Annotated in this window: 32 protein-coding genes and 1 tRNA gene; 5 read left to right on the top strand and 28 right to left on the bottom strand. The window is 66.0% G+C overall.

Features of this window, described 5'->3' with window-relative positions; all coding sequences use genetic code 11:
• The 9 genes from ACP696_RS15695 to ACP696_RS15735 form a co-directional block, all read right to left on the bottom strand.
• The coding region (locus tag ACP696_RS15695) for a transposase (RefSeq protein ID WP_426044016.1) at positions 1 to 558 on the bottom strand (558 nt) is incomplete at its 3' end.
• Between the two features lie 103 nt (positions 559 to 661).
• A complete protein-coding gene (locus ACP696_RS15700) occupies positions 662 to 1057 on the bottom strand; it encodes a type II toxin-antitoxin system HicB family antitoxin (protein ID WP_426044017.1) in 396 nt (131 codons plus the stop codon).
• A gap of 5 nt (positions 1058 to 1062) precedes the next feature.
• Positions 1063 to 1269, bottom strand: a complete 207-nt coding sequence (locus tag ACP696_RS15705) for a type II toxin-antitoxin system HicA family toxin (protein ID WP_426044018.1) — start codon at positions 1267 to 1269, stop codon at positions 1063 to 1065.
• Between the two features lie 64 nt (positions 1270 to 1333).
• Positions 1334 to 2281 carry an N-acetyl-gamma-glutamyl-phosphate reductase gene (gene argC, locus ACP696_RS15710; RefSeq protein WP_426012276.1) on the bottom strand — a complete coding sequence of 316 codons (948 nt, stop codon included), beginning with the start codon at positions 2279 to 2281 and terminating at the stop codon, positions 1334 to 1336.
• A gap of 96 nt (positions 2282 to 2377) precedes the next feature.
• Entirely contained in the window at positions 2378 to 3238 is an 861-nt protein-coding gene (locus ACP696_RS15715; RefSeq protein WP_426044019.1) for a hypothetical protein, read from the bottom strand.
• A gap of 154 nt (positions 3239 to 3392) precedes the next feature.
• Positions 3393 to 3866, bottom strand: a complete 474-nt coding sequence (gene rpsI / locus ACP696_RS15720; protein ID WP_426012280.1) for a 30S ribosomal protein S9 — start codon at positions 3864 to 3866, stop codon at positions 3393 to 3395.
• 3 nt (positions 3867 to 3869) lie between these two features.
• Positions 3870 to 4343: a 50S ribosomal protein L13 gene (rplM, locus tag ACP696_RS15725; protein WP_426012282.1), complete on the bottom strand. Its 474-nt coding sequence runs from the start codon at positions 4341 to 4343 to the stop codon at positions 3870 to 3872.
• 320 nt (positions 4344 to 4663) lie between these two features.
• Entirely contained in the window at positions 4664 to 6163 is a 1500-nt protein-coding gene (locus ACP696_RS15730) for an alkaline phosphatase (protein WP_426012284.1), read from the bottom strand.
• Positions 6164 to 6237: 74 nt separating this feature from the next.
• Positions 6238 to 7281 carry a COX15/CtaA family protein gene (locus tag ACP696_RS15735; RefSeq protein WP_426044020.1) on the bottom strand — a complete coding sequence of 348 codons (1044 nt, stop codon included), beginning with the start codon at positions 7279 to 7281 and terminating at the stop codon, positions 6238 to 6240.
• A gap of 141 nt (positions 7282 to 7422) precedes the next feature.
• On the opposite strand from ACP696_RS15735, the gene ACP696_RS15740 reads away from it, so the two are divergent.
• Positions 7423 to 7686 (top strand): GlsB/YeaQ/YmgE family stress response membrane protein, encoded by a 264-nt coding sequence (locus tag ACP696_RS15740; protein WP_426012288.1) that lies wholly within the window; start codon positions 7423 to 7425, stop codon positions 7684 to 7686.
• Entirely contained in the window at positions 7683 to 7919 is a 237-nt protein-coding gene (locus ACP696_RS15745) for a DUF2842 domain-containing protein (RefSeq protein WP_426012290.1), read from the top strand. The genes ACP696_RS15740 and ACP696_RS15745 overlap by 4 nt, the downstream gene beginning before the upstream one ends.
• Before the next feature lie 209 nt (positions 7920 to 8128).
• Here ACP696_RS15745 and ACP696_RS15750 read toward each other — a convergent pair.
• From ACP696_RS15750 to ACP696_RS15780, 7 genes are all read right to left on the bottom strand, one after another.
• Positions 8129 to 8205, bottom strand: a tRNA-Pro gene (locus tag ACP696_RS15750).
• Between the two features lie 74 nt (positions 8206 to 8279).
• The gene (locus tag ACP696_RS15755; RefSeq protein WP_426012291.1) at positions 8280 to 8708 is read right to left on the bottom strand and encodes a MerR family transcriptional regulator; all 429 of its coding nucleotides are present in this window, start codon (positions 8706 to 8708) and stop codon (positions 8280 to 8282) included.
• Between the two features lie 12 nt (positions 8709 to 8720).
• On the bottom strand, positions 8721 to 9023 hold the full coding sequence (locus ACP696_RS15760) for an integration host factor subunit alpha (RefSeq protein ID WP_426012293.1): 303 nt from the start codon (positions 9021 to 9023) through the stop codon (positions 8721 to 8723).
• 209 nt (positions 9024 to 9232) lie between these two features.
• On the bottom strand, positions 9233 to 10210 hold the full coding sequence (locus ACP696_RS15765) for a beta-ketoacyl-ACP synthase III (protein WP_426012294.1): 978 nt from the start codon (positions 10208 to 10210) through the stop codon (positions 9233 to 9235).
• Complete coding sequence (gene plsX, locus ACP696_RS15770; RefSeq protein ID WP_426012296.1) at positions 10207 to 11295, bottom strand: phosphate acyltransferase PlsX; 1089 nt, start codon at positions 11293 to 11295, stop codon at positions 10207 to 10209. Before plsX ends, ACP696_RS15765 begins: the two co-directional genes overlap by 4 nt.
• Positions 11296 to 11390: 95 nt before the next feature.
• Positions 11391 to 11939 carry a YceD family protein gene (locus ACP696_RS15775; RefSeq protein ID WP_426012298.1) on the bottom strand — a complete coding sequence of 183 codons (549 nt, stop codon included), beginning with the start codon at positions 11937 to 11939 and terminating at the stop codon, positions 11391 to 11393.
• Positions 11924 to 12454, bottom strand: coding sequence for a ubiquinol-cytochrome C chaperone family protein (locus ACP696_RS15780; RefSeq protein ID WP_426012577.1), 531 nt, complete (start codon positions 12452 to 12454; stop codon positions 11924 to 11926). Before ACP696_RS15780 ends, ACP696_RS15775 begins: the two co-directional genes overlap by 16 nt.
• Before the next feature lie 121 nt (positions 12455 to 12575).
• On the opposite strand from ACP696_RS15780, the gene ACP696_RS15785 reads away from it, so the two are divergent.
• Both ACP696_RS15785 and ACP696_RS15790 read left to right on the top strand, forming a co-directional pair.
• A complete protein-coding gene (locus tag ACP696_RS15785) occupies positions 12576 to 13064 on the top strand; it encodes an outer membrane protein assembly factor BamE (protein WP_426012299.1) in 489 nt (162 codons plus the stop codon).
• A 162-nt stretch (positions 13065 to 13226) separates the two neighbouring features.
• Positions 13227 to 13748 carry a response regulator gene (locus ACP696_RS15790; RefSeq protein WP_426012300.1) on the top strand — a complete coding sequence of 174 codons (522 nt, stop codon included), beginning with the start codon at positions 13227 to 13229 and terminating at the stop codon, positions 13746 to 13748.
• A gap of 112 nt (positions 13749 to 13860) precedes the next feature.
• Here the strand turns inward: ACP696_RS15790 and ACP696_RS15795 are convergent, their stop codons facing one another.
• The 7 genes from ACP696_RS15795 to glyA all read right to left on the bottom strand — a co-directional run bounded on the left by ACP696_RS15795 (position 13861) and on the right by glyA (position 20995).
• Positions 13861 to 16005, bottom strand: coding sequence for a sodium-translocating pyrophosphatase (locus ACP696_RS15795; protein ID WP_426012302.1), 2145 nt, complete (start codon positions 16003 to 16005; stop codon positions 13861 to 13863).
• A gap of 225 nt (positions 16006 to 16230) precedes the next feature.
• Positions 16231 to 16758, bottom strand: a complete 528-nt coding sequence (locus ACP696_RS15800) for a hypothetical protein (protein ID WP_426012303.1) — start codon at positions 16756 to 16758, stop codon at positions 16231 to 16233.
• A 300-nt stretch (positions 16759 to 17058) separates the two neighbouring features.
• Entirely contained in the window at positions 17059 to 18156 is a 1098-nt protein-coding gene (gene thiL, locus ACP696_RS15805; RefSeq protein WP_426012304.1) for a thiamine-phosphate kinase, read from the bottom strand.
• Positions 18116 to 18577 carry a transcription antitermination factor NusB gene (gene nusB / locus ACP696_RS15810; RefSeq protein WP_426012306.1) on the bottom strand — a complete coding sequence of 154 codons (462 nt, stop codon included), beginning with the start codon at positions 18575 to 18577 and terminating at the stop codon, positions 18116 to 18118. Before nusB ends, thiL begins: the two co-directional genes overlap by 41 nt.
• Positions 18574 to 19038 (bottom strand): 6,7-dimethyl-8-ribityllumazine synthase, encoded by a 465-nt coding sequence (locus ACP696_RS15815; RefSeq protein ID WP_426012307.1) that lies wholly within the window; start codon positions 19036 to 19038, stop codon positions 18574 to 18576. The genes nusB and ACP696_RS15815 overlap by 4 nt, the downstream gene beginning before the upstream one ends.
• 147 nt (positions 19039 to 19185) lie before the next feature.
• Positions 19186 to 19659, bottom strand: coding sequence for a transcriptional regulator NrdR (nrdR, locus tag ACP696_RS15820; protein WP_426012309.1), 474 nt, complete (start codon positions 19657 to 19659; stop codon positions 19186 to 19188).
• Between the two features lie 31 nt (positions 19660 to 19690).
• On the bottom strand, positions 19691 to 20995 hold the full coding sequence (glyA, locus tag ACP696_RS15825) for a serine hydroxymethyltransferase (RefSeq protein WP_426012311.1): 1305 nt from the start codon (positions 20993 to 20995) through the stop codon (positions 19691 to 19693).
• 206 nt (positions 20996 to 21201) lie between these two features.
• Here glyA and ACP696_RS15830 point away from each other — a divergent pair, with 206 nt between their 5' ends.
• The gene (locus ACP696_RS15830) at positions 21202 to 21633 is read left to right on the top strand and encodes a MucR family transcriptional regulator (RefSeq protein ID WP_426012313.1); all 432 of its coding nucleotides are present in this window, start codon (positions 21202 to 21204) and stop codon (positions 21631 to 21633) included.
• A gap of 153 nt (positions 21634 to 21786) precedes the next feature.
• On the opposite strand, the gene hemA is transcribed toward ACP696_RS15830, so the two are convergent.
• From hemA to ACP696_RS15855, 5 genes are all read right to left on the bottom strand, one after another.
• Positions 21787 to 23013, bottom strand: a complete 1227-nt coding sequence (gene hemA / locus ACP696_RS15835) for a 5-aminolevulinate synthase (protein WP_426012315.1) — start codon at positions 23011 to 23013, stop codon at positions 21787 to 21789.
• 182 nt (positions 23014 to 23195) lie between these two features.
• The gene (mmsB, locus tag ACP696_RS15840; protein WP_426044021.1) at positions 23196 to 24092 is read right to left on the bottom strand and encodes a 3-hydroxyisobutyrate dehydrogenase; all 897 of its coding nucleotides are present in this window, start codon (positions 24090 to 24092) and stop codon (positions 23196 to 23198) included.
• Between the two features lie 178 nt (positions 24093 to 24270).
• Complete coding sequence (locus ACP696_RS15845) at positions 24271 to 25077, bottom strand: class I SAM-dependent methyltransferase (RefSeq protein ID WP_426012319.1); 807 nt, start codon at positions 25075 to 25077, stop codon at positions 24271 to 24273.
• A 57-nt stretch (positions 25078 to 25134) separates the two neighbouring features.
• Positions 25135 to 26187, bottom strand: a complete 1053-nt coding sequence (locus ACP696_RS15850) for an enoyl-CoA hydratase/isomerase family protein (protein WP_426012320.1) — start codon at positions 26185 to 26187, stop codon at positions 25135 to 25137.
• On the bottom strand, positions 26184 to 26801 hold the full coding sequence (locus tag ACP696_RS15855) for a histidine phosphatase family protein (protein WP_426012322.1): 618 nt from the start codon (positions 26799 to 26801) through the stop codon (positions 26184 to 26186). Before ACP696_RS15855 ends, ACP696_RS15850 begins: the two co-directional genes overlap by 4 nt.
• Positions 26802 to 26958 lie beyond the last annotated feature (157 nt).

Consider the following 26958-nt stretch of genomic DNA (forward strand, 5'->3'; position numbering starts at 1 on the left):
CTCACGCCTCAGGACCCCTCGGGCCTGAATGAACAGGCTCTTGTAGATCGTCTCGTGCGACACCTGCATCGCGCTCTCCTGCCCATGGCTGCGCTTGAGCCAGCCGGCGATCTGCTGCGGAGACCACTTCTGTTCCAGCTTGGCGGCGACCAAATCCCGCAGATCGGGCCGCCGCGCCAGCAGGCATGGCTTGGGACGGCGGGCGCAAGCGATCGCCCGCTCCTGCGCCGACAGAGCGCGGTAACCCTGCCGCCCGCCGCTATGGGTCACTTCACGGCTTACGGTCGAAGCGCTTCGCCTTAACCCACGAGCGATCGCCCGAAGAGACAGCCCCGCGACGAGCCCACGCGAAATCTCCTCACGCTCCGCCACCGTCAGCGCCGATGAACGCTCTCGGCGCTCCTGCGGCCCGATCCCGCCGCTGGCCCGGATAATGTTGAACACGTTCGGCGTGGAGCGCTCCAGCGCTCTGCCGATCTCCACCAAGGTCTCGCCGCGCTTCCAGCGCGCCCAGAGCTCCCGACGCTGCCCATCCGTCAACCGAACCCGACGACCCATCCCAACCTCGCCTCAACCGCTACAATCCATAGCCGTTGCGATGACCGGTTGAGACCGCCCACACACTCTTTTGCCCGGCGCTTGAGCCCAACAAACGAACTGCCTAGGTGCTTTCCATCATCCGCCTAGCGGCCTGAACCAGCAAACCCGACCGAGTCAAACCGTGCGCTTCGGCGAAGCGGTCGATGTCGCGGAGGGCGTCTTCCGGCAGGGTGATATTGACGCGCACCGCCTTCTTCGCCTCGGCCGTCAAGCGCACAATGATGGCCACGCCGTCACGGTTGCCGGCGTCGGCCATGACACCCTCTAGAGAGGACGGCTCGGGGATGGCGTCTCCGTCTTCGATCAGACCTGCAACGTGCAGCGCCAAGGCCTCTTCGGCCATGGCGCGGGCGTCGTCCAACGAGGTCCCCACCGAGATCACGCCGGGGAAATTGGGGAACGAGACGCCATAGTCGCTGTCGGCGTCCTTGTGGATCAGGGCGATGTAGTTGGCCATCTCGCTCACCTCAGGGCCAATCCGGACTGACGCTCGATGGAGCGCAGCGTTCCGATGGGAATGTCTCTCGTCGGATGAGGCACACTCACGCGACCCGGTTTAGTCGAAGGCTTGAACTGGGTGTGCGAGCCGCGACCCGCGACTTCAGCCCAGCCATCGGCCTTGAGCGCCGTGATGATGTCGCGGCTATCCGCGTGTGTAGGAACACTCACGGGTGTTCAGTCAATCCTGTACACACTGATACACATGAGGCGCCGTCCTGACGGCGGACGAGCCCTAAAGCCCCGCGCCTTCCTTCAGGCCCAGCATCAGGTTGAGGTTCTGAACCGCCGCGCCCGAGGCGCCCTTGCCGAGGTTGTCGAGCAGGGCCACCAAGCGAACCTGGCCGCTGGTATCCGAGCCAAACACGAACAGTTTCAGGCGATTGGTGCCGTTCAACCCCTCTGGATCAAGGGTCGTCAGGGTCTTGGCCTCGGCGATCGAGGCGACCTCGACAAAGGGCTCGCGCGCATAGTGATCGGCCAAAATGCCATGCACGTCGGCCACGCCAACGCTAGTGTTCATCATCGACAGGTGCAGCGGCAGCTCCACCAGCATGCCCTGGGCGTAGCGCCCGACGGCGGGGGTGAAGATCGGCCGGGTCAGCAGGCCACCGTGCGACTGGATCTCGGGCAGGTGCTTGTGGCTCAGGCCCAGCGCGTAGAGGCGGTACGGGACCTTGGTGTAGTTCGGCGAGGACGGGTCCTCGAACTCGGCGATCATCGCCTTGCCGCCGCCAGTGTAGCCCGACACAGCGTTGAAGCTCAGCGGCAGGTCCGGCGCGATCACGTCGGCCGAAACCAGGGGGCGAACCAGGGCGATGGCGCCGGTCGCGTAGCAGCCCGGGTTCGACACCCGGTTCGACCGGGCGACCTTGCCGCGCTGATCCTCGTCCAGTTCTGGAAAGCCGTAGGTCCAGCCTGGCGCGGTGCGATGGGCGCTCGAGGCGTCGATCAGTTTGACCTTCGGATTGTCGATCAGCGCCACGGCCTCGACGGCCGCCTCGTCGGGCAGGCACAGGATCACCGCGTCGGCGCTGTTGAGCATCGCCTTGCGAGCGTCTGCATCCTTGCGCTTGTCCGGATCGATCGAGACCAACTGCAGGTCCTTGCGGCCGACCAGGCGCTCGCGGATCTGCAGGCCGGTGGTGCCAGCTTCGCCGTCGATGAAAACCTTGGGGGCCATGCGCCGTCCCTAATCGATCCAACAAGAGCGGACGATCTAGCCTAGTCAGCCGGGGAACGAAACGGATCTCTTGTCCCATGGCGGCCGCGAGCGAAGCTAGGCGGCGGCCTCGTTGGCCCCAACCTGATCGGCGATGGTCTGGGACAGCATCCTTGTCCCCTTGCCGTGCGCGTCCAGATGATCGCTGTCGACGAAGAAGGCGTCCTCGTAGGCCTCGTCGTCGTAGGCGTTCAGCACCTTGACCGGCACGCGCCACGGGAATGAGCCGACGACCTCGATCAATTCCCGGAAGATGATGCTGGAGCGTGCGCCGACGGCCTCGCGGTACATCCCGGTGACCGGCGGGATGACGATGTGCACGCTGTGGCCGAGATTGCTCGCGATCGCCAGGATCTTCAGCAGGTAATAGTCCGCGCCGGTTTCGTAGTTCATCCGGATGTGAGACAGCACACGACGATCAAACTGCGCCGCCGGGGCCACGCTCCTATCGGCCGGCTGGAACCCGTCATAGCCGTCCAGCTGGACAGCCTCCCGGGCCAGGGTGGCGGCCATGCCGTCCTGCAATTGCCGCGTCAGGGCCTTGGCCAAGGCGTTGAGATTGTCGGCCTGATACTCGACGTCCAACTCGAACAGCGCGCTGACCAACGGCCCTATGTCGCTGTCGTCGGGGCTGCGCTCAAGGACGTGGCCAGGCGAGAACATCGAATAGAACAACACGATATTCTTGAGGTTTGGACAGAGGTCGGTGACCCGGCGGTACAGATAGTAGCAATGTTTGAGGTCGAGGGATCGGTAGCACAGGTTAAACGAACCCGGCAGGTAGGCGGGATCGAAGGCCGAGTCGCCCTGCTCCGATCCCAGGACGATGGTTTCCAGAGAATCCTTGGCGTTCTGGAGCATGACGCGCTTGGCGCCCAACCGCAGGATGGAGTCTCTCACGACCTGACTGACGTCCACGACAACCTCGACTTGTTCAGCGAGATGGAGCGTGTCGCGAGAAGCGTGACAGCGGCCACCGACGGGTGCGGCAACCTACTGGCAGATTCGGGTTTTCAGGCAAAAAAAGAGGCCGCAGAAACTGCGGCCTCTTTCTCCGAAAATGCGGAAGCGCCTAGCGCTTCGAGAACTGGAAGCTACGACGGGCCTTGGCCTTGCCGTACTTCTTACGCTCGACCACGCGGCTGTCGCGGGTCAGGAAGCCATGCGGCTTCAGCGCGGCGCGCAGGCCGGGCTCGTAATAGGTCAGGGCCTTGGACAGGCCGTGGCGCACCGCGCCGGCCTGGCCTGACAGGCCCGAACCCTCGACGGTGACGACGACGTCGAACTGGCCTTCGCGGTCGGTGACCTGGAAGGGCTGGGCGATCATCATCCGCAGCACGGGGCGGGCGAAATACACTTCTTGATCGCGACCATTGATGGTGATCGTGCCCTTGCCGGGCTTGATCCAGACGCGGGCGATCGCGTTCTTGCGCTTGCCGGTCGCGTAGGCGCGGCCTTGGGCGTCGAGCTTCTGGACGGCCGGAGCGGCCGCTTCGGGGTTGCTGGACAGGCTGGCCAGCGCGTCAAAGCCTTGAGCTTCGGACATGACTTAGGCGCTCCGGGTGTTCTTGGCGTTGCGCGCAGCGAAGTCGATCGCTTCCGGGCTCTGCGCTTGGTGCGGGTGCTCACCGTTGTTGTAGATGAGCAGGTGGGTCAGTTGCTTGCGGGCCAAGGGGCTTTCCTTGGGCAGCATGCGCTCGACGGCCTTTTCGAGGACGCGCTCGGGGAAGCGGCCTTCCAGCAGCTTGCGCGGGGTGGTCGACTTGACGCCGCCCGGGTGCCCGGTGTGGCGATAGTAAATCTTGTCGTCCATCTTCTTGCCGGTGAACTTCACCTTGTCGGCGTTGATCACGACGACGAAGTCGCCGCAGTCGACGTTGGGGGTGTAGTCAGCACGATGCTTGCCGCGAAGGCGCATCGCGATGAACGTCGCCAGGCGGCCGACAACGGCGTCCTGGGCGTCGACCACGATCCACTTCTTCTCGACCTCGGCGGGCTTCAGGGAAGCCGTGGTCTTTTGCATGGGATTGATCCGTATTCCTTGTGCGTCGGGACCCAAGGAAGGCGGCTCCGTCTGCGTGAAGGGCGGCAGGTACAGGAGGGTTCTCGGTCTGTCAACAATGGCTGCGCGAGAAAGTCCGCAAACCCTTACAGGATAAGGGATTTCGTGTTGCGGTATTATAATACCGTATTTATGGTGTCATCCTCGGACTTGTACCCAGGACCCCTGTTTCAACCGTCGTTGAAACGCAGAAAGGGGCGCCGCGAACGCAGCGCCCCGAATAGCTACCGATGATGAGGCGGACCAAGGGGTCTTCGGGACAAGCCCGAGGATGACGGTTCTTATTGTGCGTCAAACCCATAGGCATGCCGCATGACCTGGAAGAGGTAGCTTTCCTCCACCACGCCATGAACCAGATAGGCCCCCGGCCCGTCGGCGAACACGCCGACATCTTCGCCCGAATGGGCGGAACTGCCCAAAAAGGCCGTGGCGTTCTGATGGTAGTCGATGTCGTCGGTGTCTTCCTTGGCCGGGTCGGCGCGGAGGTTCGAGCCCTCCGGCCCGCCAGGGCCGGTAGCGAAGCTCAGCACGGTGTAGGGCTTGCCGTCGCCGGCCAAGACCGGGTCGCCCTCATTGCCCGCCAGGCCCAGGATCGGGGCGTTGCGGGCGGCGTAGCCGGAGATCACCAGCCCGTGACTGTGGTCGGCGGTGACGATCACCAGGGTCTCGTCGAGATTGACCTTGTCGAGCGCCGCCTGGACCGCTTTGGAGAACTCGACGGTCTCGGTCAGGGTGCGGTGGGCGTTGTTCAGATGGCTGCCCATGTCGATCTTGCCGCCCTCGACCAGCAGGAAATAGCCCTTGGGGTTCTGCGACAGCAGGTCGATGGCCTTGGTGGTCATGGCCGCCAGGGTCGGCACGCCCTGCCCTAGCACCGGCCGCTCGACCTCATAGGGAAGATGCTCGTTGGCGAACAGGCCCAGCACCGGGCCGGTCTTGGACGCGTCAAGCGCCGCCAGCTCGGTGTCGGTAGTCACATAGGCCGCGTTCGGGGCCTTCAGCCACTCGGCCGTTAGGTCGCGGCCGTCCGTCCGCTTGCCGTCCTTGACCTCGGGCAGGAAGCGCGAGCGCCCGCCGCCCATCGCGACGTCCAGGCGCTGGCCGATTGGAGCCTCCACCAGCTGGCGGGCGATGTCGCGGCAGCCGGCCTTGACGGCCTCCAGCGGCATGTCGGCGTCGCCTTCCCAATCGCGGTAGGCCGTGTGGGCATAGGTCCCTGCGGGGGTCGCGTGGGTGATGCGGGTGGTGGTGACAGCGCCGGCTGACAGGCCATGGACCTTGGCCAGTTCGGCGATGGTCTGGACGCGCTGACCGGCCTCGCTGGAACAGTCCTCGGGCTTGGCCTGGCCGGTCAGGCCGATGATCTTGTTGCGGGTCTTGACCCCCGTGGTGATGGCTGTGATGCCCGCGGCGCTGTCGGTGACCTGGGTGTCGTGGCTGTAGGTCTTGGACAGCGCCGTCCAAGGCAGTTTCTCGAACGCCAGGCTGTTACTCTCGCCGTCGACGCCGCGCTGCTGGCCTTCATAGATCCGGCTAGCCACCACCGTGGAGATGCCCATGCCATCGCCAAGGAACAGGATGACGTTCTTGGCCTTGCCGGTCTTGGGATTGACCATCAGGGCCTTGGCGAGGGCGGCCTCGCCGGACTTGAAATAGGGGTCGCCGGGCGCGGCGTTGATGATCGGCGCCGGGGGCTTGGGGATGGGCTTCGACGCGGCCAGGGCCAGGGCGGGCGCGGTCAGGAGCAGGGCTCCGGCCAGCAGATGGGAAGCGCGGATCACGGGCAAGCTCCAGCTAGAGACGTCGAAACGTCCTGTGCTGGCGTTTCGTGACAGTTCGTTGTGCGTCAGTGGCTCTAGGGCCGCCTCACCCGCCAGGCGAAGGCCGCCGCCGTGGCGAGCAGCATCGCCGCGCCGGCCTGGTGCAGCACGCCCAGCGCCACGGGCACGGCGGCCATCAGGGTCCAGATCCCCAGACCGGCCTGCAGGCAGACGGCGGCGAGCAGGACGAAGGCCAGGGTCTTGCCATCCTGCGGCAGGCGGCGGGAGCGCGCGGCGGCCACACCGATGATGATCGCCGCGACGAACAGGGCGTAGGCCATCAGCCGGTGATGAAGTTGCACCGCGCCCTGACTGTGGGCGAGAGTGCCCCAGAGGCCGTGGCCGGCATATTCGGCCGGGACCAGCGCGCCGTTCATCAGTGGCCAGTCGTTATAGACCAGGCCCGCGTCATTGCCGGCCACGAGGGCGCCCAGCAGGCTTTGCAGGAACACCGCGCCCAGAAAGCCCAGCGCCCAGCCCCGCCAGTTTGTGCGTTCCTCAACACGGGGCGAGCCGGACCAGGCGTCGAGAGCCGTCCAGATCAGCAGCACGAACAGGGCCAGGGCCAAGCCCAGATGGGTCGCCAGGCGTTCCGGCGCGACCTGCACCAGCATGGTGTTGTCCTTGCCCAGGCCGCTGGACACCATCCACCAGCCGATCAAGCCTTGCAGGCCGCCGAGCGCCAGCATGGCCACGCAGCGCCAGATCAGCCGCCGCGGCATCATGCGTCTGACGAGGAAGAACGCCAGAGGCACGGCGAACACCACGCCGACCACCCGGCCGAGAAGCCGATGCGCCCACTCCCACCAGAAGATGCCCTTGTAAGCCTCCAGGGTCATGCCCGCATTGACCAGCCTGGCCTGGGGGATCTGTTGGTAGAGCGCGAAATTGGCTTGCCAGGCGGCGTCCGACATCGGCGGCAGCGCGCCCATGATCGGTTTCCACTCGGCTATCGACAGGCCCGAGTCGGTCAGGCGCGTCGCGCCGCCCACCACCACCATGGCAAACACCAGGAGGGCCGTGACGAACAGCCAGACGGCCACGGGCCTTGAACGGTCGGAACGCAGGAAGGACGTCATGGTCGCCGGAAAGAACGTCAGTTGAGGGCCGAAATGCGGCGAAGTCCTGCCTACGCCCGACGAAGGCTCGCGTCCATGGCCTCATGACGCGTAAGGCTGGGCGTGCGATACTTGCGCGGGCACGGGGTCGGAGACTATCGAATGAGCGGCGTGGGCGTCTTCGTGGCGGTCGTTATCGGCATATTGGCCGGCTGGGTCGCCGACCTGGTGCTGGCCCGTCGCCATGCGCTGTTCACCAAGCTCTTGATCGGCGTGGTCGGATCGTTCATCGGAACCTTCATCGCCCAGCGCCTGGGCCTGCGGCTCGACGGCTTCCTGGGAAGCCTGCTGGTCTCCAGCGTGGGGGCGATCTTCTTCCTTGCCATCCTTGGCATTTTTTCGAGTGTCTTCCGGAGACCCGCTTGAGCGCTCCCCTCATCCCCGCCCGCCAAATTCCCGCAAGAGTGCGTAAACTGATCGGTGGGATCGGCATCATGGTGTTCCTGGCCGCCTATGTCTGGGCCGTCACCAGCCTCTACGACTACCTGCCGGACAATCGCGCCATCCACCTGCTCTATTTCGCGGTCACGGGCCTGGGCTGGGGCTTGCCGCTGATGCCGCTGATGTCCTGGATGGGCAAGGCGGATGAGAAGCTTTGAGAAGCACGGACTTGCCCCCACCTGGCGGCTTCGCCGCCTGTCCGCTCCCATAGGGGGCGGCGCCCCATGCGCCTGAGCTCTTCCCCCATGGGAGGAAGACGGTCGCGAAGCGACCCGTAGGGGGCAAGTTGGGCCAAGCCCGAAACCGAAAAAGGCCGCCTTTTCAGGCGGCCTTTCCGTTCTTCCGGTCTCATTCCCGGTGAAGGAAATGGTCGGAGCGACAGGATTTGAACCTGCGACCCCTTGACCCCCAGTCAAGTGCGCTACCAGGCTGCGCCACGCTCCGACACGGAAGGAGCGCCCTTATAGGGGCGAGCCTTGCCGGGGGCAATGAGTTTCCTGAGCGATTTTCGGCACGGCTCAGAGGCCCCGCAAAAGCCCGTCCAGCCGGGCTTTGACGGCCGTCAGATCGCCGAGCGCCAGCGTCAGCCGATCGCGCCGGTCGTCACCCAGCTTGGCCGGCGGCAGGGAATCGACGGGCAGGTCAACGAGGAGGTCGAGCGAGGCCGAGCTGTTGTCGTCCAGGCCAGCGGCGACCACGTGGGTGATCCCCTGGTCGCGATGCAGCTTCTGCACGCCTTTGATGGTGTAGCCCTCGGCGTGCAGCAGGGCGCGGACGCCGCTCAGCACGGCGATGTCCTGCGGGCGGTAGAACCGCCGCCCGCCGGCCCGCTTCATCGGGCGAATGAACGAGAACTTGGTTTCCCAGAAGCGTAGCACGTGCTGTGGCACGCCAAGCTCTTCAGCGGCCTCGGAAATCGTGCGGAAGGCGTTGGGCCCCTTCGCCACCGCATCAAATCCCTAGCCGCCGAGGGCGCGGTCGATTCGCGCCTTCATGACTTGCGAGGCCCGGAAACCGATCACCCGGCGGGGCTCGATCTCGGCGGGCTCTCCGGTCTTGGGATTGCGGCCCATCCGGGCGCGCTTGTCGCGAACCTGGAAGACGCCAAATCCGGATAGCTTGACGGTTTCCGCCCGTTCCAGCGCTTCCGCGACTAGATCGAGGGTCCGTTCGACCAGACCGGCACAATCCTGCCGCGTCAGACCGACTTCCTCATGGACCGCCTCGCAGAGGTCGGCCCGGGTCAATGTCGCGCCTTTCATGACGCCCCCTTACGCTGGATTGACAAACCCCAGAGCCTGCACACGAAACCGGGATCGAGCCCCGTTCGTGCGACACGCTCTCATCAACTCAAGCCTGCATGCCGTGATTATCGCATGGAGTCAAAGGCTGAGCGCCAGGACTTCAGGCGATGAGCCAAGCTGACCCCAGAAAACAGCCAAGCTTGGCCATAAAGGGCGCAAGCTCTTGCTCAAAGACGAATGACGCAGGCGCCCCAGGTCAGGCCGCCGCCCATCGCCTCAAGCAGCAAAAGCTGACCCGGCTTGATGCGGCCGTCGGCGATTCCCTGGGCGAAGGCCAACGGGATGGAGGCCGCCGAAGTGTTGGCGTGCAGGGCCACGGTGGAGATCACCTTGTCCTCGTCAATGCCCACGCGGTGTGCGACGCCGGCCAGGATGCGCTGGTTGGCCTGATGCGGAATGAACCAGTCGACTTCGGGGATTGTCACGCCCGCCACCTCGGCGGCCGCGTGGATCGCCTCGGAGATGTTGATCACCGCGTGCTTGAACACCTGGTTGCCCAGCATCCGCAGCTTGCCGACCGTGCCGGTGGTCGAGGGGCCGCCGTCGACATAGAGCAGGTCCTGCTTGGTCCCATCCGCCCGCAGGGCAAAGCCCAGCAGGCCCTGGTCGGCCGTGGTCCCCTGCCCTTCGCGCGGCTCCAGAACCACCGCGCCGGCCCCGTCGCCGAACAGCACGCAGGTGCCGCGGTCGGTCCAGTCCATCAGCCGGGTCATGGCTTCGGCCCCGATCACCAGCGCGCATTTGGCGTGGCCACGCGCCACGAAGCCGTCGGCGACGCTGAGCGCATAGACGAAGCCCGAGCACACCGCCTGGATGTCGAAGGCGATGCCGACCGGCGCGCCCAGCTTGCGCTGGACGATGGTGGCGACGGCCGGAAAGGTCATGTCCGGCGTGGTCGTGGCGACGATGATCAGATCGACGTCGGCGGCGGTCTTGCCGGCCTTCTCCAGCGCCTGCTGGGCGGCGCGGAAGGCCAGGTCAGACACCGGCTGGTCGTCGGCCACCTTGTGGCGCTGGCGGATGCCGGTGCGCTCGACGATCCATTGGTCGCTGGTGTCGACGGTCTCGGCCAGCTGGCTATTTGTGACCACATTGTCAGGCAGATGGGCCCCGACGCCGGTCACGGCGCTACGCATCACGCTCACTCGGAAACTCCCTGGACTTGCGCGCCCGGAGCGCCTTCAGCTTTGGTTTCCGCGCCAGGCTTGAGGCCGCTTTCGGTCAGGCGCTTCAGGTTGCGGTCAATCTCGGCCGTGAAGTCGCTGCGGGCCAGGTCCACCGCCACCCGGATGGCCGAGGCGAAGCCGGTGGCGTCGGCCCCGCCGTGGCTCTTGACCACGATGCCGTTGAGGCCCAGCAGCGGGCCGCCGTTGACGCGGCCTGGATCGAGGCGCTGGCGCATCTTCTTCAAGGCGCTCGAAGCGATCAGCGCCCCAAGCATGGCCAGCGGTCCGGAGGTCAGGGTCGATTTGATCTCGGCGGAGAAGAACCGCGCCAGGCCCTCGGCGGTCTTCAGGGCGACATTGCCGGTGAAGCCGTCGGTGACGACCACGTCGACCGTGCCCTTGGCGATGTCGGTGCCCTCAACGAAGCCGCGATAGTCGAAGTCCAGCGTGGTCTGCTTGAGGATGGCGTGCGCCTCGCGCACCTCCTCATGGCCCTTCTGGTCCTCGGAGCCCACATTCAGCAGGCCGACGGTCGGCCGCTCCGAACCGTGAACCGCGTGGTGGAAGGCCGCGCCCATGATCGCGAACTCGACCAGCTGGGCGGCGTCGCTTTCGACATTGGCGCCGACGTCCAGCACCGCCGAGACGCCGTTCATGGTCGGCCAGCTGGCGACGATGGCCGGGCGCTCCAGCCCTGCCCCCATGCGCAGGATCAACTTGGAGATCGCCATCAGGGCGCCGGTATTGCCCGCCGAGACCACGGCCTGGGCCTCGTTGCCGCGCAAGGACTCGACCGCGTTCCACACCGACGAGCCCTTGCCCCGGCGCATGGCCTGGGCGGGTTTCTCGTCCATCGAGATTGCCTTGTCGGTGTGGCGCACCTCGCTGATCGCTCGGGCGGCCGGCGACTTGGCCAGTTCGGCGTTCAGCAGGGTCTGGTCGCCATGCAGCAGGAAACGCACGTCGGACTGGTTCTGGGCGGCGATCGCCACGGCGGGCACGATCACGGATGGGCCGTGATCGCCGCCCATGGCGTCGATCGAAATGACTACGGGTTGAGGCACGAGGCGCTAAAGGCTCCTGGAGCGGCGTACCGCTGGATCAAGGCGGCAGGACGATACAGCCGCGAAAATATCACGCAAGCTCAGGCAAGAGCCATTCAGGCCCCTTCCCCGCCTGGTCCGGGATCTGCCCTGAGGGCCTTCAACCCGGCGAAGGGCGACAGATCGACCGGTTCGGGCGGGGGCTCGAAGACGGCGCCCGGCTTGCGTGGAAAGGGATCCAGCTCCAAAGCCAGATGCTCCAGAACATAACCCGTGACATCGATGGTCTCGTTCTCCAGCACGTCAGGCGGATCGTCGCCGTCGGGATCCAACGCCAGGTCGCCGCTCTCGTCGGGCGAGGTGTTTTCGCTGGTCGCGGGCAGGACGCGGACCGAGAACCGCGCCTCGATCGGCTCCTCGAACTCGTCGGCCGAGACGCTGCAGGTCTGCACAACGCGGGCGCGAATCAGGCCAGACACCTCGGCCCCGTCCATCCACGGCCGCAGGAAAATCTCGGCCTCCAAGGCGTCGAGCGACACCAGGTTCAGGGTCTTGGCGATGTCCTTGCGGATCGCCTCGTCAGGCTCGAAGCGCAGATCCTGGCCGCGGCCCATGCGCCCAAGCGTCATGCTGAAGGGCCAGGGATTGATCACGCCTTCGGCCATTGGACGTCTCCTTGCATCAAGCTTTCCACCGGCTGGGCCGCCAGATGATCGCGCGCGGCGATCACGTAGGCGGTCAAGGCGGCCACGTCGCCCTCGCCGCGTTCCTCGAAGGCGGTGCGGGCCAGCATCCCGGACAGGGCGGCGCTATCGGGCAGGCTTGCCGCCGACTCGTCGAAGGCCTTCAACCGGCCATAGAAGGCCCCGGCCAGCTTCTTCATCTTCTTGCCGACGGCGGTGTCGGACACACCGATCTCGCGGAAAGCGTCATCAAGGCCACGCACATAGGCGTCGAACGTCGCCTGGGAAAGCTCGGCCGCCGTCTCGCCCTGACCTTTCAGGCGCTCGAGCAAAAGCACCACATGCAGGGTGAACAGCTCGAACCGGCCCTCCAGCGAGTCGCGCACGCCCATCTGGACATACAGCGGCGCCGACCGGGCCTGGGCCACCGCGGAGGCATAGAGTTTGCCCCCCGCCGCCTTGGCGGGCCTGGGTTTGAGCAACCGATCTAGAATCATCACTTCGCCTCGATTTCGCCGCGACACCGAACTAACTTCGCCATCCGACCCACACGGACCATTGAACTAAGCCCGCGCGGGCGATAGGTCAAAGTCAGCCTTTCCAGGTACCGGAGCCTGCATGTTTCGTCCCGTCGTTCTCGCCGCCGCTGTCATCGGCCTCGCCGCCGTCACCGGAGGCTGCACGCCGCTGACGAGCTATTCCGGCTTTCAGGCCATCGAAGCCAAGCCCGCTGACATGAAGATCGGCGAGGACAGCAAGTCGACGGTGACGGAGAAGCTGGGTTCGCCCTCCACCATCTCCACCTTCGACACCAACGCCTGGTACTATATCTCGCAGACCACTGACCGCGTGGCCTTCTACAAGCCGCGCGTGATCAAGCGTGACGTGGTGGCGATCAAGTTCAGCGCGGCCGACGAAAAGGTCGCGTCTGTGGACACCTACACGCTGAAGGACGGCAAGGTCATCGCCTATAGCGGCCACGAGACCCCGACCCGCGGCCGCGAGATGACGATTCTGGAACAGTTGCTGGGCACGGTCGGCCGCGGCGGTATGCTGCCGAACGACGATCAGGACACCCCCGGCAATCGTCCGCAGGACCGCCGCTAAGACTGTATCCGGCGCGACGCAGCCGCCAGGTATAACTGGCTGAAATTCCGATAGATTTGACCGGCCGCATCAACGGTTTATCAACAACGACGCCGCTACCTTGCCATGCAACGGCGCAGCGGCCCAACGCCGCTGCGCCGATCTTCGCCGGGGGAATGCATTGTGAGCGCGCCAGATCTGCGTCCGTTGACGGTGCTGATCATCGACGACAACGCGCCGATGCGCGAGATCATCGGCGCGGTGCTCAAGTCACTGGGCGTGCGCAAGATCATCGAGGCCGCCGACGGCGTCGAGGCCCTCAAGGCCGTCACCGAGCGCGAGGTCGACATCATCTTCACCGACCTGATGATGCAGCCGGTCGACGGGTTGGCGTTCATCCGCTGGATCCGCACCTCGCCGGCCAGCAGCAATCCCTATACGCCGATCATCATGGTCACCGGCCACGCCACCCGCGCCAGCCTGGACGAGGCCCGCATGGCCGGCGTCACCGAGTTCCTGGCCAAGCCCCTCACCGCCCGCGGCGTGCTGCACCGAGTGAACGAGGTGATCAACAACCCGCGCGATTTCGTGCGGGTCAGTGGGTATTTCGGCCCCTGCCGTCGGCGCCGGATCGACCACGGCTACGAAGGCGCCGAGCGGCGCGGCATCGTCGGCGCGGCGCTGGACCCCGAAGACATGTACTGATCAGCGCCAGGACCGTGATCACCGTCGCGGCCAACGGCTGGCGTTGAACCCAAACCGAAAAACGCCCCGGAGGAAGCCTCCGGGGCGTCGTCGTATCAGGCTGTAGAAGAGATCAGACGCCGTGGGCCAGGATCGCCAGCAGCAGCAGGGCCACGATGTTGGTGATCTTGATCATCGGATTCACAGCCGGACCCGAGGTGTCCTTGTAGGGGTCGCCGACGGTGTCGCCGGTGACGGCGGCCTTGTGAGCCTCCGAACCCTTGGTGTGCAGGACGCCGTCCTTGTCGGTGAAGCCTTCCTCGATCACCTTCTTGGCGTTGTCCCAGGCGCCGCCGCCGCTGGTCATCGAGATGGCGACGAACAGGCCGGTGACGATCACGCCCATCAGCATGGCGCCGAGCGAGGCGAAGGCGTCGACCTTGCCGGCGATGGCCTTGATCACGAAGAACAGCACGATCGGCGACACGACGGGCAGGAGCGACGGCACGATCATCTCGCGGATCGCCGCCTTGGTCAGGATGTCTACCGCCCGGCCGTATTCCGGCTTGACCTCATAGGTCATGATGCCCGGGTTCTCGCGGAACTGGCGACGCACCTCGGCCACGACGGCCTCGGCGGCCCGGCCCACGGCGGTCATCGACATGCCACTGAACAGGAAGGGCAGCAGCCCTCCGAACAGCAGCCCGACCACCACGTAGGGGTTGGACAGGTCGAAGGTCACCGGCCCCATGCCCTCAAAGAAGCTGCCCGGCGCCGCGTTGGCCGAGAAGAACTTCAGGTCCTCGGTATAGGCGGCGAACAGCACCAAGGCGCCCAGGCCGGCCGAACCGATGGCGTAGCCCTTGGTGACGGCCTTGGTGGTGTTGCCCACGGCGTCCAGGGCGTCGGTGGTGACGCGGACCTCCGGCGGCAAGCCGGCCATCTCGGCGATGCCGCCGGCGTTGTCGGTGACCGGGCCAAAAGCGTCCAGGGCGACGATGAAGCCCGCCAGGGACAGCATGGTTGTGGTGGCGATGGCGATGCCGAACAGGCCCGCCAGATTATAGGTCACCAGGATGCCGACGATGATGGTCAGGGCCGGCAGGGCCGTGGATTCCAGCGACATGGCCAGACCCTGGATCACGTTGGTGCCGTGGCCTGAGACCGAAGCCTGGGCGACCGACTTCACCGGGCGGAAATTGGTGCCGGTGTAGTATTCGGTGATCACCACGATGGCGGCTGTGACGGCCAGGCCGGCCAGGCCGCAGTAGAACAGGCTGTCGGCGTCGAAGGTGCGCGTCCCCACGGTGACGGCGTTCGGCACCAGTTGATGGATCACGTACCAGACCGCCGGAATCGACAGCACGCCGGTGACGATCAGGCCCTGATAGAGGGCCCCCATGATATTCTGCTTCTTGCCCAAACGTACGGCGAACGAGCCGATGATCGAGGTGATGATGCAGACCGCGCAGATGGCCAGCGGCAACAGCATCATCGAACTGACGATCTCGACACCGGCGCCGCGGAAGAAGATCGCCGCCAGCACCATGGTGGCGACCGTGGTCACGGCATAGGTCTCGAACAGGTCGGCGGCCATGCCTGCGCAGTCGCCGACATTGTCGCCCACATTGTCGGCGATGGTCGCGGCGTTGCGCGGGTCGTCTTCCGGAATGCCGGCCTCGACCTTGCCCACCAGATCGCCGCCCACGTCGGCGCCCTTGGTGAAGATGCCCCCGCCCAGACGGGCGAAGATCGAGATCAAGCTGGCCCCGAAGCCCAGCGACACCAGCGAGTCGACCACGACGCGGTCAGTGCCGGCATGGCCCGTCTGCATCAGGACGGCGAAATAGCCGGCCACGCCGATCAGGGCGAAGCCCGCCACCAGCATGCCGGTCACGGCGCCGGAGGTGAAGGCCATCTTCAGGCCGGCCGCCAGGCTCTCGGACGAGGCCTGGGCGGTGCGGACATTGGCCCGCACCGAGATCAGCATGCCCGCGAAACCCGCCGCGCCCGATAGGATCGCACCCAAGGCGAAGCCGACGGGCTGCTCCCAGGACTTGAAGAAGAACGCCAGCAGGGCGATGACCACCACCCCGACGATGGCGATCGTTGTGTACTGACGGTTCAGATAGGCCTGGGCCCCTTCCTGGATCGCTGCGGCGATCTCCTGCATCTTTGCATTGCCGGGCGACGCCCGCATCAAAGCGGCTGATTGAACAGCGCCGTAAAGCACCGCCAGCAGCCCGGCCCCTATGGCCACGTAAAGCCAAGAACTCATAAGTAAATTGCCCTCTCCGCGTTTCGAAACGAGAGGGTTCGCCGCTCCGGCAGGACCACGGTCGCTAGGACCGCCCCCGGCCGCAGACGACGGGCGGGCCTATGGCCTCATGCCCCCTCGATGCTCCCTGATGGCGCCGGTTCGACGCCAAGGTCGAGACACTGCCAAATGGTCGCGGTCGGCGCAACCGCCTGCGGGAACGGCGTTCGGCTGAAGGGGCTGCGCCTAGGGGATTATGTTGGGGTTCGACGGTGGCTCGGGCGGGCGCGCCGGCTTGGCGCCGGTCTGGGCCGCGGCCTTGGTCGGCGGGGCCATGAAGTGGCGCGGAATCTGCTTGAGAACCGTGACCTTGGCGATTTTTCCAGGCCCAATCAGCCCGTTGGTCTCGCGCAGCACCGAGGCCTTCAAGCGCGCCTCGTCTAGGGCGACATAGCTGTCGGGGCGCGTGAAGGGCTTGGCGTGAGCCTCGCGGACCATGGCGTCGCGCAGCATCGGCTCCTTGCCCGCGAAAACCGTGACTGGCACGCCTGTGTTCAGGGTGATGCTCATATGCAGGAAGACGTAGTTGACCAGCTGGCCATTCGCGATGACCGGCAGGGCCATCGACTGCAGCGTGATGATCGGATCGACCTTGGCCCCGCCTTCCTTGCCCTTCTCTTCCTTCTTGGCCGAGCGCGCGAAGGCCGGCGTCGCCAGCAAGGCCAGCGAGGCTGTCAGGAGGGCGCGGCGTGAGGTGAGCGAGGGATGGGCCATGCTGCTGGCTTAACCAGGAAGGCTTGACGTTTGGTGACTTGCGCCGTTTCCAATCGCGTCGAGGACCATGAACTCAACCTTGAGAGCAATCCGTCACCCATACTCGCGACAAAGCTACACCGCTCGGTTAAACATGACCTTATGACGGCGCCATCCAGCCGATACAAACCACCCAAGCCGCCGCTGCGCTTCAGGACGTGGCCCCGATTTGGTCGCAGGGCGAGAGCTCGAGCCCCGGTTTACGGGGCAAGTAGAAAGGCCGAGACCTCGCGTCTCGGCCTTTCGCACGTCAGGCCCAATCTACCCGTGCAGCCAGCCCAGCCGCTCGGGGGTGATGTCCTTGCCCTTGAACAGGGCGCAGATCCCCTCGCCTTCCACGAACTCGCCGATATCGCGGACCGGCACGCCGGCGGCCATGGCGGCGGCCTGGAAGGCGGCTACGTCGGTAGGATCGACGGCGCAGACGATCTCGTAGTCATCGCCCCCCGAGGCCAGAGACATCCGCGCCTCGCCGGCTTCAGGTTGAGCGCTGAGCCAGTGGCGAGCGCCGGGTGACAGCGGCAGGCGGTCAAGGTCGACCTTGACCCGCAGGCCGCTGGCCTTGGCCACATGGGCGGCGTCGGCCAGCAGGCCGTCGGAGACGTCGGCGGCGGCGCGGGCATAGGCCTTCAGGGCGTCGCGGATGGCCAGGCGCGGCGGCGGCAGGCGATAGCGTCGCACCAAGCCGCCGTCGGGGTCCTCGACCTCGCCCCAGTGGGCTAGCAGGCCCAGCCAGCCGTCGCCGATCGTCCCCGACACCATCAGCCGGTCGCCGACCTGGGCGCCCTTGCGCAACACGGCGTCGCCGCTGGGCACCCAGCCCAGAAAGGTGGCCGAGACCACCATCGGGCCGGAGGTGGTCACAGTGTCGCCGCCCAGCAGGCTGACGTCGTAAAGTTCGCCATCCTCGGCCAGGCCGCGGGCGAAGGTCTCGCGATCCTGCAGGGTGGTGGCAGAAGGCCAGCCCACCGCCAGGAAATAGCCATAGGGCGTGGCCGCCTTGGCCGCCAGGTCAGACAGGTTGGTGCGCAGCAGCCGCTTGGCCACCACGTCCAGGTCCTCGCCGGCCAGGAAGTGCACACCCGCCACCATGGCGTCCTTGGTGATCACCAGGTCATAGCCGGGCCGCGAGGGCAGCACGGCGGCGTCGTCCAGCAGGTCCAGCGCGGCGGCGTCGCCCCGCGTCAACGGTCGCAAGAGGCGCTCGATCAGGCCGAATTCGTTGACCGCCAGCGCCTCGGCCGGCGACACGGCCTCGTCGAACCACGCGTCATCGACCGCCGCCGTTTCCGGCGTCGGCTCGGCGAACCAGTCGTCGTCAGCTTCTGGCGTCACGCGCGATAGCGTCCAGGGCGCCATTGATGAAACCTGATTCGGAACCCTCGAAGAAGGACTTGGCGATCTCGACATATTCGTCGATCACCACCTCCTTGGGTACGTCGGGGCGGTGCAGCAGTTCATAGGCTCCGGAACGCAGAATGGCGCGAGCGGTGGCGTCCAGGCGTTCCAGCTTCCAGTTGGAGGCCAGGCGCTTGACGATGGCCTGATCGACCTCGCCCTGGTGAGCCACCACGCCCTTGGCCAGTTCGGCGAAGAAAGTCTCGTCGGCGGCGGCCAGTTGGTCGCCGTCCGGACCATCGACGTCGCGGTCAAAGCGGTGCTCGGTAAATTCGCGAACCACGGCGTCGACGCCGACGCCCGAGACTTCCATCTGATACAGCGCCTGCACGGCGGCCAGGCGAGCCACGGAGCGAGGCTGGATGCGATCGCCCTTGCTCATCGCGCCAGTCCCAGCAGTTGACGCTTCAAGCCGATGATTTCCAGACACTCCTTGGCGGCCTTGCCGCCGCGATCGCCTTCCGAGACGCGAGCCCGGCTCCAGGCCTGCTGCTCTTCGTCGACGGTGACGATGCCATAGCCGATCGCCAGACGCTTGCCGAACGACAGGTCGTTCAGGCCCCGCGCCGTCTCGTTGGCCATGACCTCGGCATGGTAGGTCTCGCCGCGAATGATCGCACCCAGCGCCACGAACCCGTCATAGCGCACGCCAACGGGACGATGACCCGCCTCCTCGGCCAGGGCGATGGCGGTCGGGATCTGCATCGACTCGGACACGGTGATCACGTCGTACTCAGCGCCCTGGGCGTCGATCGCCTGCGCCGCACCCTGCAGCAACGCGTCGGAAAGCCCCGAATAACGACGGGCCTCCACGATCAGCAGGCGAATCTTGTCTTCCACCATAGTCCTCTGAACTCTCCTCGACGGGACCGGTCACTTCGCATCAAAAGGCGCCGTCGCAAAATCGAATCGTAGACCCCGGCGGCCTCGCCGCCGAAATCAAATCGCAGAGTGCCGGCGTCGATGTCAAAACCGAATCGTAGAATGCGCCTATAGCTCCTCCTCGGTGACGTCGCTTAGGCCTTCCGCGCCGAGAAACTTCGCGAAGTCGCTGGTTTCTCGGAAATCGCGATAAACTGACGCGTAGCGGACATAGGCCACGTCATCGAGCGACTTCAGCGCCTTCATGACCATTTCGCCCACGGCCGACGACGGAAGCTCCGTCTCGCCCAGGCTTTCCAGCTGGCGGACGATGCCATTGACCATGCGTTCGACGCGCTCGGGATCGACCGGCCGCTTGCGCGTGGCGATCGAGATCGAACGCACCAGCTTCTCGCGGTCGAAGGGCGAGCGCCGGCCCGAGCGCTTGACGATGGTCAATTCGCGCAGCTGCACCCGCTCGAAGGTGGTGAAGCGGCCGCCGCATTCAGGGCATAGCCGCCGTCGCCGGATGGCCGCCCCATCTTCCGACGGGCGGCTGTCCTTCACCTGACTTTCCATATGACCGCAGAACGGGCAGCGCATGATCTAGGCCCTCCCGCCCGACTTAGGTCTATTAGTTGTAGATCGGGAACCGCGCCGTCAAGGCCAGCACTTCCTCGCGGACCAGAGCCTCGATCTCGCCATTGCCGGTCGGACCATTGGCGGCCAGGCCATTCACGACCTCGCCGATCAGCTGGCCGACGCGGGTGAACTCGGCCGTGCCGAAGCCACGGGTGGTGCCGGCCGGCGTCCCCAGGCGGATGCCCGAGGTGACGGTGAACGGCGCGGTGTCGAACGGCACGCCGTTCTTGTTGCAGGTCATGTTGGCCCGTTCGAGGCTATGCTCGGCGTCGCGGCCGGTCACGCCCTTGGGCCGCAGGTCGACCAGCATCAGGTGGCTGTCGGTGCCGCCCGAGACGATATTGACGCCCTGCGTCTGCAGGGCCTCCGACAGCGCGCGGGCGTTGTCGATCACCTGCTGGGCATAGGCCTTGAACTCGGGGCGCAGCGCCTCGCCGAAGGCTACGGCCTTGGCGGCGATCACATGCTCCAGCGGACCGCCTTGCAGGCCGGGGAACACCGCCGAATTGACCTTCTTGATGATCGCCTCGTCATTGGTCAGCACCAAGCCGCCGCGCGGACCGCGCAGCGTCTTGTGGGTGGTGGTGGTGACCACGTGGGCATGGGGGATGGGGCTGGGGAAGGCGCCGCCAGCCACCAGACCCGCGAAATGGGCCATGTCGACCATCAGATAGGCCCCGATCTTGTCGGCGATCTGGCGGAACCGGGCAAAATCGATCTGGCGGCTATAGGCGCTGCCGCCGGCGATGATCAGCTTGGGCTGCTCACGCACCGCGACCTCTTCGACGGCGTCATAGTCGATCAGTTGGTCCTGCTGGCGCACGGTATAGGACACCGGCTTGAACCACTTGCCCGACTGGTTGGCGGGCGAGCCGTGGGTCAGGTGGCCGCCGGCCGCCAGATCCATGCCCAGGAAGGTGTCGCCGGGCTGCAGCAGCGCCATGAACACCGCCTGGTTGGCCTGTGAGCCCGAGTGCGGCTGAACGTTGGCGAAGCCCGCGCCGAAGAGCTGCTTGGCCCGCTCGATGGCGATGGTCTCGATCTCGTCGACATATTCGCAGCCGCCGTAGTAGCGCTTGCCCGGATAGCCCTCGGCGTACTTGTTGGTCAGGATCGAGCCCTGAGCCTCCAGCACGGCGCGCGAGACGATGTTCTCCGAGGCGATCAGCTCGATCTGGTTTTGCTGCCGAGCCAGCTCCAGGCCGATGCGATCGAAGATGTCGCGATCGATCGCGGCCAGATCAGCGCCGAAGAAGGCGTTCTTGTCGGCGGTGATGTTATGGGCCGGTGCGGTCATTGACGCTCTCCTGGGGCTGGGAGACTGAAGGATATCGATTTAGCGGACTTGGCGGGAGTTCGGTCGCGCTCTCTTTAACCCCCTTCGCGCCGCGATCAATCCGGGAACCACGCGTGGCGGGGACGCGTTGCGAAGGTAACCGGGTCAGCAGGGCTGGCATGCCGGGTGCCGGGCGATCTTAGAACACCAAGGTGGGATGGAATACGATGGCTTACGGCGAGGCTGAGACCAACGACGGCGACATCGACATCCTCGGCCTGAGCGCCAGCATCGTGGCGGCCTATGTCGCGCAGAACACCGTGGCCCGGACGGCGGTTCCCGACCTGATCCGCTCGGTTCACGAGACGCTTTCGGCGCTCGGGACCGCCGAGGCTGCGCTGGTCGTCGGCCGCGGCAAGCCGGCCGTGCCGGTCTCGCGCTCGGTGCAGCGCGACCACATCGTCTGCCTGGAAGACGGCCAAAAACTGAAGATGCTCAAGCGCTACCTTCGCACTCATTATGACATGAGCCCCGAGGACTACCGCCGCAAATGGTCGCTGCCCGGGGATTATCCGATGGTGGCCCCGGCCTATGCCGAACGGCGGTCCGACTTCGCCAAGCAGATCGGGCTCGGCAAGGGCAAGATGCGGGGGCGTTAGCGGCCACGAAAGTCCTTCCCTGTGGGCAAGGCGTCCGCATAGCGATCGGTGGGGGAGATTGGCGTCGAAGATCGTAGGGCCGGCCATTGGTCGACCACGCCCCCCACCGTCGGCTTTGCCGACACCTCCCCCACAGGGGGAGGAATTGTGAAGTCAAGCCGCGTGGCCGCCCATGCGGGCGACGTTGCAATGCGCCCAAAGCTTCTCCATCGCGCCGACCAGCTTGCGCATCATGTCGTCGGTGTGGAACGGCGTTGGGGTGAAGCGCAGGCGTTCGGTGCCGCGCGGCACGGTCGGATAGTTGATCGGCTGGACATAGACGCCGTGGTCGGCCAGCAGCATGTCGCTGATCAGCTTGGTGTGATGAGGATCTCCAACCAACACCGGCACGATGTGGCTGTCGTTTTCCATCACCGGCAGGCCCGCGGCTTTGAACATCGCCTTCAAGGTCTGAGCGCGCTCCTGGTGGGCCTCGCGGACCTCCGGGTGCTGCTTGAGCCACCTGACGCTGGCCAAGGCCCCCGCAGTAAGCGCGGGCGGCAGCGAGGTGGTGAAGATGAAGCCCGAGGCCACCAGGCGAATGGCGTCGACCACCACGGTGTCGCCGGTGATGTAGCCGCCCATCACGCCAAAGGCCTTGCCCAGCGTACCTTCGATGATGTCGATCTGGTCCATCAGGCCGTCGCGCTCGGCGACGCCGCCGCCGCGCTCGCCATACATGCCCACGGCATGGACCTCGTCGAGATAGGTCATGGCGCCGTACATCTTCGCCAGAGCCACGGTGCCGGCCAGGTCGGCAATGTCGCCGTCCATGGAATAGACGCTCTCGAAGGCGATCAGCTTGGGCCGGTCGGCCGGCGCGGCGATCAGCAGCGCCTCGAGGTGGGCCAAGTCGTTATGACGGAAGATGTGGCGCTCGCAGCCACCGTTGCGGATGCCGGCAATCATCGAGGCGTGGTTCTGGGCGTCGGAGAAAATGATCAGATCCGGCAGAATCTTCTGCAGCGCCGACAGGCTGGCCTCGTTGGAGACGTAGCCCGAGGTGAACAGCAGGGCCGCTTCCTTGCCGTGCAGATCGGCCAGCTCGGCCTCCAGCTCAACATGGTGATGGTTGGTGCCGGAGATGTTGCGCGTGCCGCCCGAGCCCGAGCCATGCTGGTCGATCGCCACGTGCATGGCGTCCAGCACGACGGGGTTCTGCCCCTGACCGAGATAGTCGTTCGAGCACCAGACCACGATGTCGCTTTCCGAGCCGTCCGGACGGGTCCAGGTGGCGCGCGGAAAGGCGCCGCGATGGCGCTTCACATCGGCGAATACCCGATAGCGGCCTTCATCGCGGATCTGATCGACGGCGCTGCGGAACGCGGCTTTGTAGTCCATGGCGTCTTCACACGACGGACTTCGACAAGTCCGATCGGTCCCTTCACAAGGCTTGGCTTTTCGCACCGGCGACGCCCCCTGTCCACATAAGGACGTCTACCTAACGGCAAATATCGCGCGAATGGACGCACGCTTTCGTCAGCGAACACGGCCACTTGCGAGCCAGTCGCGTCTCGGATGGATCAGTTCAGCTCCGACAGCCTTCCGCGCAACATCTGCAGCACCGCCGAGAAGTCCTTTCCGCCAAATCCGTTGCCGTCGAACAGGGCGTACAGCGCCTCGGCCTGGGCCCCCATCGGGATCGAGGCGCCGGCCCTGGCGGCGGCGTCCTGGGCCAGCTTCAGGTCTTTCAACATCATGGCGGTGGCGAAGCCGCCCTCGTACTGGCGATCGGCGGGGGTGGAGGGGCCGACACCGGGCACGGGGCAATAGGTCGAAACGGACCAGCACTGGCCTGACGACTTGGTGGCGATTTCGAAGAACCGGTCTGCGGCCAGGCCCAGCTTCTCGGCCAGGGCGAAGGCCTCGCAGGTTCCCAGCATCGAGATCCCCAGCAGCATGTTGTTGCAGATCTTTGCCGCCTGCCCCGCCCCCGGGTCGCCGGCGTGGATCGTCACCCGCGACATCGGGGCCAGCGCGGCTTCCACGGCTGCGAAGTCGTCCGCCTCACAACCGACCATGAAGGCCAGAGTCCCGGCCTCGGCCGCCATGATCCCGCCCGATACCGGCGCGTCGGCGAACCGAAACCCCGCCGCCCTCGCCTGGCCTGCCACGGCGCGAGCGCTTTCGACGTCGATCGTCGAGCAGTCGATCAACAGGGCCGTTTTCGGCGCATGGACCAGAATCTGGTCGCCATAGACGCCGCGCACGTGAGCACCGGCCGGCAGCATGGTGATCACCACCTCGGCGTCTGCCACCGCCTCAGCTACCGAGCCCGCCGCATGACACCCCGCCGCCACGGCTCTTTCCAGCGCCACCGCCGACAGGTCGAATGCCGAGACGTGATGCTGGGCCTTGGCCTGATTGGCGGCCATGCCGCCGCCCATGTTGCCCAGCCCTATGAAGGCGATGCGGGTCATGTTCGAACTCCCAAATGCGAACCGCGCCTCATGGGGCGCGGTTCTTACCATTGCGTCTAGCGCGGTGCGTCCTTCGAGGCCTGCTTCGAAGGCGCCTCAAGATGAGGAATTCCTGGCAACGATGTTCCTCATCCTGAGGTGCGAGCCGAAGGCGAAGCCTCGAAGGACGCAAGGCGCCCTATCGCGCCCCGGCCGGCTTGCGGAACTTGTAGATGAACTGGTCGGTCTTGCCGCGGATCGACGGGTCGAAGACGCTGAGCTTGCGGGTGTCGTAGCCGTCGCGCAGCACGCGGCTCTCGCCCTCGAAGATGAAGCCGGCGGCGGTGACCTCGCGCTTCACGGCCTCGGGGTCGATGCGATGAAGGGTTTCGGTGTCGCGCAGGCCCGAGCCGGGCTCGGCCGAATGGTCCAGCACCAGATAGACGCCGCCCGGCTTCAGCGCCTTGAAGACCTGGCGGTTGACGACCATCAGGTCGGCCGGGCCCATGAACTTGTCGTGCATGTCGTGATAGTTCTGGGCGGTGAACACCAGGTCCAGTCGCTCGGGAGCGCCGAAACTGGGCAGGGTGTCGAGGATCACCGACACGTTGCGGTAGTTGGGGTCGGCGGCGATGGCCTTCACGGCCGGCTCGCGCTTGGCCAGCTTGGTCAGCTCGTCGGGCACATAGGCGTAGACATGGCCGCGCGGCCCGACGGCCTTCGAGAAGATGCGGGTGAAGTAACCGCTGCCCGGGATCAGGTCGGCGACCTTGGCGCCTGGCCTGACGCCGGCGAAGGCCAGGGTCTGGCCCGGCAGGCGCAGCTCATCGCGGACCATGTCGGCGGCGGGGCGCGATGGGTCCGACAGCGCCATGGCGATATTGGCGGGAACGGCGGAGGGCGCATCGGCCGGCGGGGGCGGCGGGGCCTCCATCGGACCCATCGGCGTGGTGGCGCAGCCCGCCAGGGCGAGCACGGCGACGAGGCTGAGTAGCGGCTTACGCATAGGTATTCCTTCCGGCGGACATCTTCTTGTTGTGGGCAAGCTAGCGCACCAACCACGCTACGTCAGCGGCGACCATTCCTGATCGGCCGGAAGGGGCGCAAAAATCTCATCGAGCATCGCGTCGGTAACGCTTTCAAGCTGTGCCGGATCCCAGAGCGGGGCGTTGTCCTTGTCGATGATCACCGCCCGCACGCCCTCGATGAAATCGTGCTTCTGGACCACGCGGGCGCCGATGCGATATTCCATGGCCATGTTGTCGGCGAAGTCGGTCAGGGCGGCGCCGGTCTCCAGTTGGCGGAAGGCGACCTTCAGGGTCTGGGGCGACTTCGATTTCATCACGGCCAGTTGGGCCTTGCCCCAGTCGCTGCTGTCGGCTTCCAGGAATTCGAAGATCTGCTCGACGCTGTCGCCGACGAACAGGCGATTTAGGTCCTGCTCGATGCTGACCAGCGGGGCCTTGCCGGCATCGGCGCGGTACTTCTTCAGAATGTCGTCGATGCGACGCGGGTCGGCGACGATGGCCTTCTTCAACCCCTCGACCGCGCCGAACTCAACGAAGTGGGTGGCGACGCCCAGGCGCAGGCAGTCGGCCCCCTTGATTCGCGCCCCGGTCAGGGCCAGCCACAGACCAGCCTTGCCCGGCAGCCGCGGCAGGTACCAACCGCCACCGACGTCGGGGAACAGGCCGATGCCGGTCTCGGGCATGGCGAAGGTCGTGCGCTCGGTGGCGATCCGGTAATAGGCCGGCATCGAGATCCCGACCCCGCCGCCCATCACCACCCCGTCCAGCATGGCCACCACCGGGGTCTCATAGGTGAACAGCAGGTGGTTCAGCTGGTACTCGGTGTGGAAGAAGGCCCGCGCCTCGGCGCCGTCGCCCGCTCCGCTGTGGGCCAGCATGCGGATGTCGCCGCCGGCGCAGAAGCCGCGCTCGCCGCTGTGGTCGATGATGACCATCTCGATCTCGGGATCTTCCTGCCAGGCTAGCAGGGCGCCGATCATGATCTCGCACATGTTTTGCGTCAGGGCGTGCAGCGCCTTGGGCCGGTTCAGGGTCAACCGGCCGACGTTTTTCTGAACGCGGACGAGGACTTCGGGTTGGGCGTTCATACGGTGTCCCTGGATAGTTCGGGGTCTTCGACGGGCGCGCAGTCGAAACGGTCGATCTGGCCGGCGTACAGTCGGTAAAGAGCGTCCTGCGGCACGTCCAGCTCCAGGACTTCGCCCCGCAATAGGCTCGCATAGGCCCCGCGCAGCAGGCGGCCGGCGATGCCGTGGCTGATGACGATCAGCCGCCGCTCGGGCTCGGCGGCCTGCTCGGCGAGCCAGTCCGACACGCGGGCCATGACCTGGTCATAGGTCTCGCCGCCGGGCGCGCCGAAGAACCACTGCCGGTCGGCGAAGGCCTCGGGATGCTCGCGGGCCAGCTCGTCCCGCAGCCGGCCCTCCCAATCGCCGACGGTCAACTCCATCAATCGATCGTCGAATTCCACGGGCAGACCGAGGCGCTCGCCGATGATCCCCGCCGTGTCCCGCGCCCGGCGCAAGGGGCTGGCGACGATCCGCCATGGCGCGGGCGGGTCTCGGGCGATCAGGTCCCCAAGCAGATCGCCCATCGCGCTGGCCTGGGCGCGGCCCAGGGGCGTCAGGTCCGATTCCATCTGCCCCTGCAGGCGCTGCTCGCGATTGAAGGCGGTCTGGCCGTGGCGACAGAGATAGATCACGGGGCGCGTTCCAGGCTGCGAAGGCGCTCGGCATAGTCCGGAACGCGGCGGATGTCGCCTCGTCTCGACGCGTCCCATCGGACGCCCTGGTGGAATGGGCACGAATGCGCGTGCATTTTCGCTGGCGCCCGCGCGCCATGGCCGCTAACGGCGACGG

The organism is Caulobacter sp. DWR3-1-2, assembly GCF_049896225.1.
Classification (GTDB): Bacteria; Pseudomonadota; Alphaproteobacteria; order Caulobacterales; family Caulobacteraceae; genus Caulobacter.